This window comes from Streptomyces paradoxus (genome assembly GCF_014202475.1).
Classification (GTDB): Bacteria; Actinomycetota; Actinomycetes; order Streptomycetales; family Streptomycetaceae; genus Streptomyces; species Streptomyces paradoxus.
Genome location: NZ_JACHGV010000003.1, coordinates 264,527 through 276,930, shown reverse-complemented (window position 1 = coordinate 276,930; position 12,404 = coordinate 264,527). Strand labels below are relative to the sequence as shown.

The following is a 12,404-nucleotide window of genomic DNA, read 5'->3' as shown; positions in this document are numbered from 1 at the left end:
CTCTCCGCCTACATCGATCATTCACTCAACCCGTCATACATCGTTCAAGCGCCCCTCGCGATATTCCTCGAACGCTTCCCTGAAGGCGAGCGGGCTCGAGTCGTCCACCGGGTTGTCCATGTTCATCAGAGGAAGGTTTATCTCCACCGCGGAAATCTGACGCTCGGCGTGGTGAGAATTCCATTCCTCGATGCCGCGAAAAGACCTCGATGCCGCGAAATAGGCGGGCTGAATATGGGCATACCCGGTTTGGACGGTCCATTCCCCCTGGGCATCTCTGGTCATGGGCCTGCCGGGGGGCACGATGATGAGGTCGTGCCAGCCGTCGCCCCGCCGGTTCTCCAGGATCTGAGCCTCCTCGGCCCCGGCACGGCCGCCGTACCGTTCAAGGGCGAAGAGGCCGGCCATGAGGACCGCGTCGACCGGAGTCTCGGCCCGCAGGCCCTGTTGGCAGACCACGTCTTCGCACCCGTCGAAGACGCGCTGCCACCTGTCCAGCGTTTTGGTCTTCTGCGAGGTGATCACTAGGCGCACAGCAGCTCTCCTGCTCAGGGGATCGGCATGCCGGGGAGGATCCGAATCCTGCCCATTTGTTCGAGGACCTCGGTGGGCAACGCGAGTGCCTCGATTCCGCCCGCCTCCACCAGGTCGACGCGGCTGATATCTGGAATGGCATCTCTGCGGACGGTTGACCGCACCAGCGTATATGCCCCTTCGTGCGGGAACCTACTGTACATCTCCCTTGCGTAGGAGGCTGCGGCTTCGGCAGTCGTGGAAAAGTATTTGGTTTCGATACCCAGAGGGTTCTGGAACGTTCGTGTGCGCATGATTTGACCGAGCTCTCCGTCCATCACGGCACGGTAGAGATACATCTCACCCGGATTCAATTTCTCCAGGCGCCCCGTGCAGGACAGCAATCCCAGTGGATCGATCCAGCTGTGCGGATTGTCCACATAGCCGTAGTGGTTCGGGGCCGGCTCCAGCCCCAGTGGGTCGGGGGTGGTGTACCGGCCGATCGCCGGGTCGTAATGACGCTGGTAGTTGTAGTCCCAGCCGGTTTCGGGGTCGTGGTACTGGCCGGGAAACCGCAACGGCATGTCGACTGGGCTGTCCCCGCGCTCCTCGGACACGCCCCACAGCGTGGAGCTGGCCTGCCAAGCGATGGAGCCGGCTTCGTCGACGAGTTCGGTCGGTGTCCCGACCAGGTCGGTGACGATGGCGTAGAAGCGGGAGTCCACCTCGCGCCGGGACAGCCGTCGGCGCTGCGTCAAGGCATGCTGGTCACGGTAATCCCACGTCAGGACTTCCCGCTCCAGACCGTCATCATGTCCGAGGCTGGTCTGTTCGACCAGCGTCGCGTCCTGCCAGGTGAAACGGACCTCCTCGTCGACCTTCCCGTCGGCGGTCAGGCGCTGCTTGGCCACGCGTCGGCCCAGCGGGTCGTACCAGTACCTCCAGCGGGTGCCGTCAGGCGTGGTCACGGCGACGAGACGGTCCTCCGCATCCCATGCGTACGCCCAGGCGGACGTGGAACCCGACAGAGTTCTGGTCCGCCGCAGGACGGTCCGGCCCGCCTCGTCGTACTCGTAGCGAACCCTGCCCGCACGTACCACCCGCGTGCCCTGGTACTCCCGCTCGCCCAGAGCCTCATGGCGCTCCGGCCAGTGGGCAGCGAGCTGGTTACCGATGGGGTCGTAGGCGTAGGTCTCCCGTCCGGTCGGACGGTTCACTTCCGTCACCCGGCCCAGCTGGTCGAGATCGAATGTCGTCGTACCGAGCCGGCCGTCCGCGATCGAGGTCAGATGGTGATCGTCGCGGTAGGAGAAGGTGCGCTGCCACAACGTGCGGTCCTGGGCGTGAGCCGCCTGGCTCCGCAGGTTGCCGGCCGCGTCCCAGGAGTGGCCGAGGACGACGCCGGCCACAAGGGTCCGAGAGACCTCCCTGCCGGTGGCGTCGTAGGTGAGATCGAGGCGGTGGTCGTCCACGAGCAGACTGACGGGACGCCCCACTTGGTCGTAGTCGTAGCGGCTCTCGGCTCCGCTGGGCGTCCTGCGCCACACCATGCGGCCCATGGAGTCGTACGCGTATCGGGAGACGAGCCCGTCACTGATTTCCGTGAGGATCCTGCCCAGGGGGTCCCTCTCGAAGGACAGCTCCGCGTCCGGACCGACCGCTTGGACGAGCCGGCCCGACGGGTCGTACGCGAAGGTGGTCCGCGCCCCAGCGGCGTCTTTCTCGCGGATCCTCCCGAGTACGTCGCGGCCGTAGCGGATCTGCTGGCCCAAGGAGTTCACCCTGGCTGTCAACTGGCCGGCTGCGTCGTGCACATAACTGACCGTGCGGCCATCGAAGTCGGTCTCCTGAACGAGCCGCCCGGCGGCGTCGTAGACGTACCTCCAGCTGACGCCGAGCGGGTTGGTGACCGCGGTGAGTCGGAGTTCCGTGTCCCGCTCGAACTCGAAGCGTGACCCGTCGGGATTCGTCTGTGCCCGAAGAGCGTCTAACGGGCCGTACTCATACCGGTGGACAGCGCCTGCCGCGTCAGTGCGGGTCAGGCAGTTGCCCTCTCCGTCCCAGGTCCAGGACCACTGCGAGCCGAGTGGGTCGACGTGGCGCGCGGGCCTCCCCTCGACCGTCCACTCCAGACGAGTGACCGCACCGCCCGGAGCGGTGATCTCGTCAGGGCGGCCGAAGGCGTCGCGGCGATAGGTGGTGGTCTCACCGAGCGGGCTCACCACCCGGACGGGCAGCCCCGCGGCGTCGCACACGAACTCCGTCGTGTTTCCCGTCTGGTCAGTGGCGGACGCAAGCCCGCCATGACGGTCGTAGGTGTACCGGACGATGCCACCGGCGGGGTCGACGACGGCGGTGCGGTTGCCGGCCGCGTCGAAGGTCTGCTCCCACCGGCCGCCGTCGGCGTGGGTGATGCGTTCCGGCATGCCCAGCTCGTGGTAGTCCACGCTCAGCGTCCGGCCGTCCGCACGCGTCACCGAGGTGACCCGGCCCAGCGGGTCATAGGCGTAGGCGGTGGTGCGGCCGAGTGCGTCCGCGATCGTCAGGAGGTTGTCGTGCTCGTCCCAGGTTCGGCGGATGCGCCCGCCCAGGGGGTCGGTCTCGCTGACGAGCTGGTACCAGTCGTTGAAGTCGTAGACCGTGGTGTGCCCCAGCGAGTCGGTGAAGAGTGTGCGGGAGCCGTCGCTGTCATAGGCGATGTCGCTATTGAGCACACCTTCAGCACCTCGGGTACGGACACACCGGCCCTGGTCGTCGTAGACGTAGCGGTACCTGACGCCGTTCCTGTCCTGCCAGCCGGTGATCCGACGTCGACTGTCGTAGGCGAAGCGCAAGCGCCGCGCGGAGGCGTTGCGGATATCGACCAGGTTTCCCTGCTCGTCATAGCCGTATCGCATGAGCGTGGGCCGCTCGGGATGGCTGAGCAGTGTCAGCTCGGTGACACGGCCGCTCTCGCAAGTCACTCCCAGGCGGTAGCCACCACTGTGCACCACCTCGCGAAGGTCACCGTCGGGCCCGTAACCCAGGGTCATGGTGTTGCCGTTGTGGTCGCTGATCGCCGAGAGGAGCAGCTCGTCGGCGCGGCAACCGGGCAGGGGACGGAAGTGGAGCATCCGTTCAGCCTCTGTGTCGCGCACCACAAGCTCACCGCCGGTTGATCCGTCCCAGGTCAGCGGCCAACGGGGCCCCGCCACAGGCAAGACGGCAGCGTCCGGGTCCGGTACCGGGTAGTGCAGGACCATGCCGTCGGCGGCGTCGAACCGTATTCCGGTCGAGTCGAGTTCCAGGCGTTGGTCGAGTGTGGACATCCAGGTCGTCCCGAACAGCCGGCCGGTTTGCACACTGCTGCGATGGTGGCGCTCCAGGACCAGCGGGAGCACGCCGGGCAGGCTCACGTCGGTCGCAGACATGACGACCTCGCCAGTCGCCATGTCCACCGGGTCGGTGCGGCAGAAGAGCTTCTTCATCTGGCGGCTCAGGGCGCCTGCGCCCTTGCCGAGCCCCTTGACTGCCAGCGCCATGCCTTTGAGGCCGGTCTTCCCGAAGGTCTTCAGGCCCTTGGCCAGCCCGCCAAGGGTGGTCAGGCCCTTCATACCCGGGATGCAGTCCAGGGCCGCGAATCCCACATCCCATAGGGACGCCTGCCCCTTGGAGTATTTGTAGAGCGTGTCGGCGAGAACCACCGCGGCGGCGATCAGCACGATCACGCCCAGGATCGGCCCGCCGATGATCATCGCGACGATCCCGACCACCGCCACGACGACCTTGCACACCGCGACGATGGTGTCCCAGTTGTCGGTGAACCAGTCGCCGACCTCCTCCCACCACGACCGGTTCTGGATCCCGGCATCCGAGGCCTCGTCGATCTTCGACTTCGCCTCACGGGCCGCATCGTCACGCATCTTGCGCGCGTCCTCGGCCATCTTCTTCGCCGCGGCGAGCGCGTCCTGCGCGTCGGAGACGTCCGACTGCGCCTTGGACTGCGCCGACTTGGCGTGCTGGACATCCCGGGTCGCCGCCCGCACCTTGGCCTCATCAGGCTTCTCGGCGCCTTTGCTGCCGGTCGGGTCGTCCTTGTACTTGTCCGCCTCCTTGCCGGCCCGCGTCACCCACGAGTCGGCCGAGGTGAGACGCGACTGGGCCGAGGAGAGACTGTCGCGCGCCTCACGCCCCTTGCGCAGGGCCTTGTCCGCCAGCGACTGCGCACGCTCCAGCTTCGGCCAGAAGTCCGCCAGCGCATCCCCGCACATCTCATAGGACTTCTTCAGCTTCTTGAGGTTCTTCGGCACATCCGCGAAGTCCTCCTTGAAGACATCCGCCGACTTGCCCGCCCACTCCAGAAGCGTGCCCTCCCCCGCCATGCCCTTGACCAGACGCAGCGCGTCGGAGACGTCGTCGGCGAAGTCGTGCAGGGTCTTCGCGAGTGTGCGCACCCGCTGCGGATCACCAGGCGTCGGATCCTTGTCAAGATCCAGGACATGCCAGTCCGCAGGCCTGTGCCCCGCCATACCGCAACCCCCGTCACGCGTGCATCTATATCAACAACCGTATGCACACGTGAACTTACAAGGCACAGTCGTTCGACGGAAAGGCGGTACTGCCGACGGAGACTGCGGAGACCGGCGTCAGGAGCTGTGTCCGCGTACCGCCCGCCGGGCATACTCGACGGCGTACACGCACCGCAGCCACCAGGCCTCCAGCCTGTCCCGCACCGCCACGTACACCCACCGCCGCTTGAGCCACGGCGGCAGCTTCCGGAACGGTACGAAGGTCAAGGTGTCCCTGATGGGGTGCTCGGCGACTCCGCCGGGCCCCTCCGCGCGCAGGGCCGCGTACAGCTCGGGCGTCAACTCCCCGTTCAGGCGGGCCACGTGACCCGCCGCCGTGAAGGCGAACCCCCGCTGGGCGGCGTCCGGCAGCCGCGTGGCCCGGGCGACCCGCGGGGATGCTTCCTCCGGCGAGCAGTGGAAAGCCAGGCCGATCACCGCCGTCCCGAGATGCGCCTCGCCACGCTCGAAGGCCGAGTCCCACTCCCCCGGGTCGTCCAGCCCCAGCAGGCCCTCACCGCTCTCCCAGTCCCAGCTGTAAGACACCGTCAGCCTGTGAACCGGAACGTCGACGTGATCGCGTCGAAGATGTCGAAGAAGGAGTCCGCGAGGTCGAGGACCTGGCTGCTGCCGGCGACCAGGGCCACCTTGCCCTCCTGTCCCGGCACCGGGATGTACGTCTGCATCAGCACGGCCCTGATCGTGCGGTTGAGCGCGTCGCCCGGTACGGCGATGTCCTCAATGCCGTGTGTGCGCGCGGCCGGGCCCACACCGGGGATGTCGACCGTCGTGACCTTGCGCCAGGAGTCGCCCTCCCGCTTGGCCTCCTTGACCGCGAGCTGGCTCGCGATGACCGACGGGTCGTTCGACAGCGGCTCGCCGCGCTCGTTGCGGCCGCCGACCAGGGAGACGGTCACCGAACCCGTGATCGGCGTATCCCCGCCGAAGTTCTCCGCCATGCAGCCGCAGTACATCGCGCCCGACTTCCAGGCATCGGCAGCGGCCTTCCGGAGGAAGTCGACATAGGTGCCGCGGTACTGCTCCAACTCCGGGCGCTGCTGCACCCGTTCGTTCACCATCCGCCGGATCGAGTCGTCCCGCGACTCCGGCCGTACGTCGAACTCCCACCACGACTCCGGCACCTTGATCCGGAAACCGCCTCGCTCGACGGTCAGTGTCTCCATGTAGCGGGCCATGACGCCGGTCTCCCCGTTCGCTCGATCACACGTGCGCACATCGTGCCACTACTCGTCCAGCGTCCAGAACGGTGAGTCTCTCGGGGGTGCCGGTCGTACGGGATGCGTGCTGAAGTCGATGTCCGCGTCCGCGTACGGATCTCCGACCGGGAGGCGCTTCCGGTGATCCGGGATGTAGTACGTCCCGTACGCCCAGTACTCCGGCAGCTCGTGGCCCATCAGCTCCACGCCCCAGGCGGCCGACTCCCGCGTTCCGTACATCGCGTTGATCCTGGCGACCGCCTCCGCGCGGGAGACACCGATCCGCTCCACCAGTACGTCCGCCATCTCGCGGAAGTACGCGAGCCTCTCCTCGTCGAGCGGCAGCACGAACTCCGTGCCCGTGGTGCCGGCCGTGGGGCACGCCCCGTACTCGACGAGCCACCGCAGGCGCCTGACCTCCGCCACGAGACGCGGCACCGCCTCTCTCGCCATGGCGAGGAAGGCGGGGTCCGGCGCCGTGCATGCCTCCTCGATGGCATCCAGGTCGAGGTCGTCGCAGGCGGGTTCGGAAGTCATGCCCTCACGGTAAATGCGGGCAGCCACGCTGAGTGAAGTGAAGCAGACCTCACGCTCAGCGCAACACGTCACGACACAACCGCAGACATGCGACGGCCCCCGCCGGGACGGCAATCCCAGTGCGAGGGCCTGACCACCGAGGAGGGCTCCAACTTCCTGATGGATACGCAGACCCCTAACGTGCCCCCGCACGCCCACACCCGGGTTGCCGCAAAGAAGCACCCGAACCGGCGGCACCCCCACTCGGCCAAGCTGCCGGCAACCGCCTGAGCAGGGCCGGACACGGCAAAGGGACCCGCACGACCGAAGTCGTACGGGCCCCTTCGAGCCACTCAGGTCAGTAGACCCTCAAGCCAGTCCGAAGACTCACTTGTTGATCTTGGTGACCTGGCCGGCGCCCACGGTCCGGCCACCCTCACGGATGGCGAACTTCAGGCCCTCCTCCATGGCGACGGGCTGGATGAGCTCCACCTTCATCTCGGTGTTGTCACCCGGCATGACCATCTCGGTGCCCTCGGGGAGGGTCACCACGCCGGTCACGTCCGTCGTACGGAAGTAGAACTGCGGGCGGTAGTTGTTGAAGAACGGCGTGTGGCGGCCACCCTCGTCCTTGGACAGGATGTAGGCCTGCGCCTCGAACTCGGTGTGCGGGGTGACCGAGCCCGGCTTGATGATGACCTGGCCGCGCTCGACGTCCTCGCGCTTGATGCCACGGAGGAGCAGACCGACGTTCTCACCGGCCTGGCCCTCGTCGAGGAGCTTCCGGAACATCTCGATGCCGGTGACCGTGGTGGTGGTCTTCTCGGTCTTGATGCCGATGATGTCGACGGTCTCGTTGACCTTCAGGACACCACGCTCGATACGGCCGGTGACGACCGTACCGCGACCGGTGATCGTGAAGACGTCCTCGATCGGCATGAGGAACGGCTTGTCGACGTCACGCTCGGGCTCCGGGATCGCCGTGTCGACGGCGTTCATGAGCTCGAGAACCGAGTTGCCCCACTCCTTGTCGCCCTCAAGGGCCTTCAGAGCGGAGACCTTGACGACGGGAACGTCGTCGCCCGGGAACTCGTACTCGGAGAGGAGCTCACGGACCTCGAGCTCGACGAGCTCCAGGATCTCCTCGTCGTCCACCATGTCGGCCTTGTTCAGGGCGACGACGATGTACGGAACGCCGACCTGGCGGGCCAGGAGCACGTGCTCCTTGGTCTGCGGCATCGGGCCGTCGGTGGCGGCGACCACGAGGATGGCGCCGTCCATCTGCGCCGCACCCGTGATCATGTTCTTGATGTAGTCCGCGTGACCGGGGCAGTCGACGTGGGCGTAGTGACGCGTCTCGGTCTGGTACTCGACGTGCGCGATGGAGATGGTGATACCGCGCTGGCGCTCCTCAGGAGCCTTGTCGATCTGGTCGAAGGCCGAGGCCTCGTTCAGGTCCGGGTACGCGTCGTGCAGCACCTTGGTAATGGCGGCCGTGAGGGTCGTCTTACCGTGGTCGATGTGACCGATGGTGCCGATGTTGACGTGCGGCTTAGTCCGCTCGAACTTCGCCTTCGCCACTGGGGTCCTCCTGTGGAGTGGTTCTGGTACGCCTTACTCATCGGCGCCAGGTGATCTTTGCTGGAAAGCCCGGGCCTCGGGGCATTCTCACCATGATTGCGGCGGAATGCCCCTCAAGGCTCCGGAGTCAAGCCTACGGCGTGTAGACGCGGTGCGTTACTCGCCCTTGGCCTTCGCGATGATCTCCTCGGCGACGTTCCGCGGAACCTCGGCGTAGGAGTCGAACTGCATGGAGTAGCTCGCACGGCCGGACGTCTTGCTGCGCAGGTCGCCGACGTAACCGAACATCTCCGAGAGGGGCACGAGGCCCTTCACGACGCGGGCACCGGCCCGCTCCTCCATGGCCTGAATCTGACCACGGCGGGAGTTGATGTCGCCGATGACCTCACCCATGTAGTCCTCGGGCGTGGTGACCTCGACGGCCATCATCGGCTCAAGGAGCACGGGGGACGCCTTGCGCGCGGCCTCCTTGAAGGCCTGCGAACCGGCGATCTTGAACGCGAGCTCGGAGGAGTCGACCTCGTGGTAGCCACCGTCGATGAGCGTGACGCGGACGCCCGTCATCTCGTAGCCCGCGAGGATGCCGAACTGCATGGCCTCCTGCGCACCGGCGTCCACCGAAGGGATGTACTCCTTCGGGATACGGCCACCGGTGACCTTGTTCACGAACTCGTACGAGGCGTCGCCGCCCTCGATCGGCTCGATCGCGATCTGCACCTTGGCGAACTGGCCGGTACCACCAGTCTGCTTCTTGTGCGTGTAGTCGACGCGCTCGACGGCCTTGCGGATCGTCTCGCGGTAGGCGACCTGCGGCTTGCCGACGTTGGCCTCGACCTTGAACTCACGGCGCATACGGTCGACCAGCACCTCGAGGTGCAGCTCGCCCATACCACCGATGATGGTCTGGCCGGTCTCCTCGTCCGAGTGGACCTGGAAGGACGGGTCCTCCTCGGCCAGGCGCTGGATGGCGACACCCAGCTTCTCCTGGTCGCCCTTGGACTTGGGCTCGATGGCGACCTGGATGACCGGCGCCGGGAAGTCCATGGACTCCAGGATCACCGGGTTCTTGTCGTCGGACAGCGTCTCACCGGTGGTGGTCTGCTTCAGGCCCATGACGGCGACGATGTCGCCGGCGCCCACCGACTCGATCTCCTCACGCTTGTTCGCGTGCATGCGGTAGATCTTGCCGATGCGCTCCTTCTTGCCCTTGACGGAGTTCAGCACGGCGGTGCCGGACTCCAGGCGGCCCGAGTAGACCCGGACGAAGGTGAGCTTGCCGAGGTGCGGGTCGCTCATGATCTTGAACGCGAGCGCGGCGAGGGGCTCGTCCTCGGACGGCTTGCGCGCGATGACCTGCTCCGGGTCCTTGACGTCGTGACCCTCGATGGCCTCGACGTCGAGCGGGGTGGGCAGGTAGCGCACGACCGCGTCGAGCAGGGGCTGAACGCCCTTGTTCTTGAACGCGGTGCCGCAGAACACGGGGGTGACGGTGGTGCCGCCGCCCTTGCCGGACGCGATCGTGATACGGCGGATCGCGGCGTAGAGCTGCTCCACGGTGGGCTCGGTGCCCTCCAGGTACAGCTCCATCAGCTCTTCGTCGTTCTCGGCGACGGCCTCGAGCAGCTTGCCGCGGTACTCCTCGGCAGCCTCGGCGTGGGTGTCCGGGATGTCGACGGTGTCGTACATCTCGCCCTTGGTCGCCTCGGCCGACCAGACCAGGGCCTTCATCGTCACGAGGTCGATGACGCCCTTGAAGTCCGCCTCCGCACCGATCGGCAGCTGCATGACCAGCGGCTGCGCGCCCAGGCGGTCCGAGATCATGTCCACGCAACGGTGGAACTCGGCGCCGGTACGGTCCAGCTTGTTGACGAAGCAGATACGCGGCACGCCGTAGCGGTCGGCCTGACGCCACACCGTCTCGGACTGCGGCTCGACACCGGCGACACCGTCGAACACCGTCACGGCACCGTCGAGCACACGCAGGGAGCGCTCCACCTCGACGGTGAAGTCGACGTGCCCCGGGGTGTCGATGATGTTGATGGTGTAGTCGTTGTCCTCGAGCGGCCAGTGACAGGTGGTCGCAGCAGACGTGATCGTGATGCCACGCTCCTGCTCCTGCTCCATCCAGTCCATGGTGGCGGCGCCGTCGTGGACCTCACCGATCTTGTACGACACGCCGGTGTAGAACAGGATCCGCTCGGTGGTGGTCGTCTTGCCCGCGTCGATGTGGGCCATGATCCCGATGTTGCGGACCTTGGCCAGGTCAAGTGAAGTGGTAGCCATAAGGCTTCAGTCTTCTCTCGGTCTCGATGTGGGTAGCGACTACCAGCGGTAGTGCGCGAAGGCCTTGTTGGACTCGGCCATCTTGTGGGTGTCCTCGCGCTTCTTCACGGCCGCACCGAGGCCGTTGGAGGCGTCGAGGAGCTCGTTGAGGAGACGCTCGGTCATGGTCTTCTCGCGACGGGCGCGGGAGTAACCGACCAGCCAGCGCAGCGCCAGGGTGTTGGCGCGGCCGGGCTTGACCTCGACCGGCACCTGGTAGGTGGCGCCACCGACACGGCGGGACTTGACCTCGAGGGTCGGCTTGATGTTCTCGAGAGCGCGCTTCAGCGTGATGACCGGGTCATTGCCGGTCTTCTCGCGCAGGCCCTCCATGGCGCCGTAGACGATGCGCTCGGCGGTGGAGCGCTTGCCGTTCAGCAGCACCTTGTTGATGAGCGACGTGACCAGAGGAGAACCGTAGACCGGGTCGATGATGACCGGGCGCTTCGGGGCGGGGCCCTTACGAGGCATTCTTACTTCTCCTTCTTGGCGCCGTAGCGGGAACGGGCCTGCTTGCGGTTCTTGACACCCTGGGTGTCGAGGGAGCCACGGATGATCTTGTAGCGAACACCCGGCAGGTCCTTCACACGGCCGCCGCGCACGAGCACGATGGAGTGCTCCTGCAGGTTGTGTCCCTCACCCGGAATGTAAGCGGTGACCTCGATCCCGCTGGTCAGACGCACACGCGCGACCTTACGCAGGGCCGAGTTCGGCTTCTTCGGGGTGGTCGTGAACACACGCGTGCAGACGCCCCGGCGCTGGGGAGAACCCTCGAGGGCGGGCGTCTTGTTCTTCTCGACCTTGTCCTGCCGGCCCTTGCGGACCAGCTGCTGGATCGTAGGCACTACTTCTCCGGTTTCTGTGTGCCGAATGGTGAAGCTAACCTGGAACGTCGCCGACCCACGCGGTCGGGTGTGTCGAATCCCGCGGACTTCCGCCGCCAGGCAGAAATAACGCAGATTACGGTGGCCGGTGTATCAGCTCGCCGTGCGGTTCATGGCACACACGCGAGCCAGGGCACACCCCAGGCACAAGGTCTGAGCGTACCTACCGCATTCGCTGCGGTCAAAACAAATGGGCACCGCCCGCATCGCCAGGCGGGACATGTCAAGCCCCTCGGCCGTTGTCGATCTTCAATTCGGCGGCGAGTGTCCGAAATGCATATGTTCAGGATGCTACGACGGACACCACCGTCAGCAACACCAGAACGAGTGCCCAACCTGCCGTGGACAACCATCCGAGCACGAGACCGGTCAGCGCGAGCCCGTCCCCCAGCTCTCCCCGGCTGCGGATCTCGGCCCGGGCCACATGCCCCAGCACGACGGCCGGGATCCCGGTCAGCCCCATGGTCGGCACGCACAGCAGCCCGCACACCCCGGCCGCGACGGCCTTGCCGTTGGTCCGGGGCCGCGGCACGGGCAGGAACGTCGTCGGCACCGGCGCGACCGGGGCCGGCTGCGTCAGCGGCCCCTGCGGCAGATCCGCGACGAGCAGCGCCAGCTCCCCCACGGTCCGCGCCGCGTACGCCCGCCCGACCCGCTTCTCGAATTCGCCGTGCTCCAGGCGCCCCTCGCCGTACCCGGCTCTGAGCACGTCCACGGCCCGCTCCCGGTCGGCGTGCGACGCGAGCATCGACGGGGCGCCAGGGCCCTGCCAGGGCTGCCAGGACGGATAGGGCTGCGACACGGAGCACCTCCCCGGGGCCGGA

The 12,404-nt window shown here is 66.7% G+C and carries 10 protein-coding genes; all 10 read right to left on the bottom strand.

Annotated elements, in window-relative coordinates:
• Nucleotides 1-33 precede the first annotated feature (33 nt).
• Complete coding sequence (locus HNR57_RS10905) at nucleotides 34-534, bottom strand: hypothetical protein (protein ID WP_184559320.1); 501 nt, start codon at nucleotides 532-534, stop codon at nucleotides 34-36.
• Nucleotides 535-548: 14 nt separating this feature from the next.
• Entirely contained in the window at nucleotides 549-5,021 is a 4,473-nt protein-coding gene (locus HNR57_RS10900; protein ID WP_344517903.1) for a DUF6531 domain-containing protein, read from the bottom strand.
• A gap of 117 nt (nucleotides 5,022-5,138) precedes the next feature.
• Nucleotides 5,139-5,606, bottom strand: coding sequence for a hypothetical protein (locus tag HNR57_RS10895; protein WP_184559316.1), 468 nt, complete (start codon nucleotides 5,604-5,606; stop codon nucleotides 5,139-5,141).
• A 2-nt stretch (nucleotides 5,607-5,608) separates the two neighbouring features.
• Complete coding sequence (locus HNR57_RS10890) at nucleotides 5,609-6,256, bottom strand: hypothetical protein (protein WP_184559314.1); 648 nt, start codon at nucleotides 6,254-6,256, stop codon at nucleotides 5,609-5,611.
• 48 nt (nucleotides 6,257-6,304) lie between these two features.
• The gene (locus HNR57_RS39465) at nucleotides 6,305-6,814 is read right to left on the bottom strand and encodes a hypothetical protein (RefSeq protein ID WP_246554451.1); all 510 of its coding nucleotides are present in this window, start codon (nucleotides 6,812-6,814) and stop codon (nucleotides 6,305-6,307) included.
• A 366-nt stretch (nucleotides 6,815-7,180) separates the two neighbouring features.
• On the bottom strand, nucleotides 7,181-8,374 hold the full coding sequence (tuf, locus tag HNR57_RS10880; RefSeq protein ID WP_033308978.1) for an elongation factor Tu: 1,194 nt from the start codon (nucleotides 8,372-8,374) through the stop codon (nucleotides 7,181-7,183).
• Nucleotides 8,375-8,530: 156 nt separating this feature from the next.
• Complete coding sequence (gene fusA, locus HNR57_RS10875) at nucleotides 8,531-10,657, bottom strand: elongation factor G (protein WP_033308979.1); 2,127 nt, start codon at nucleotides 10,655-10,657, stop codon at nucleotides 8,531-8,533.
• Between the two features lie 39 nt (nucleotides 10,658-10,696).
• On the bottom strand, nucleotides 10,697-11,167 hold the full coding sequence (rpsG, locus tag HNR57_RS10870; protein ID WP_003998848.1) for a 30S ribosomal protein S7: 471 nt from the start codon (nucleotides 11,165-11,167) through the stop codon (nucleotides 10,697-10,699).
• Nucleotides 11,168-11,169: 2 nt separating this feature from the next.
• Entirely contained in the window at nucleotides 11,170-11,541 is a 372-nt protein-coding gene (rpsL, locus tag HNR57_RS10865; protein WP_003948652.1) for a 30S ribosomal protein S12, read from the bottom strand.
• 322 nt (nucleotides 11,542-11,863) lie between these two features.
• Entirely contained in the window at nucleotides 11,864-12,382 is a 519-nt protein-coding gene (locus tag HNR57_RS10860; RefSeq protein ID WP_184559312.1) for a DUF1707 and DUF4190 domain-containing protein, read from the bottom strand.
• Nucleotides 12,383-12,404: the final 22 nt, after the last annotated feature.

What these genes read in the sequence shown, in the direction of transcription:
- fusA (WP_033308979.1), bottom strand. Translation starts at nt 10,657, where the DNA reads ATGGCTACCACTTCACTTGACCTGGCCAAGGTCCGCAACATCGGGATC.
- HNR57_RS10890 (WP_184559314.1), bottom strand. Translation starts at nt 6,256, where the DNA reads ATGGCCCGCTACATGGAGACACTGACCGTCGAGCGAGGCGGTTTCCGG.
- rpsG (WP_003998848.1), bottom strand. Translation starts at nt 11,167, where the DNA reads ATGCCTCGTAAGGGCCCCGCCCCGAAGCGCCCGGTCATCATCGACCCG.
- HNR57_RS39465 (WP_246554451.1), bottom strand. Translation starts at nt 6,814, where the DNA reads ATGACTTCCGAACCCGCCTGCGACGACCTCGACCTGGATGCCATCGAG.
- HNR57_RS10900 (WP_344517903.1), bottom strand. Translation starts at nt 5,021, where the DNA reads ATGGCGGGGCACAGGCCTGCGGACTGGCATGTCCTGGATCTTGACAAG.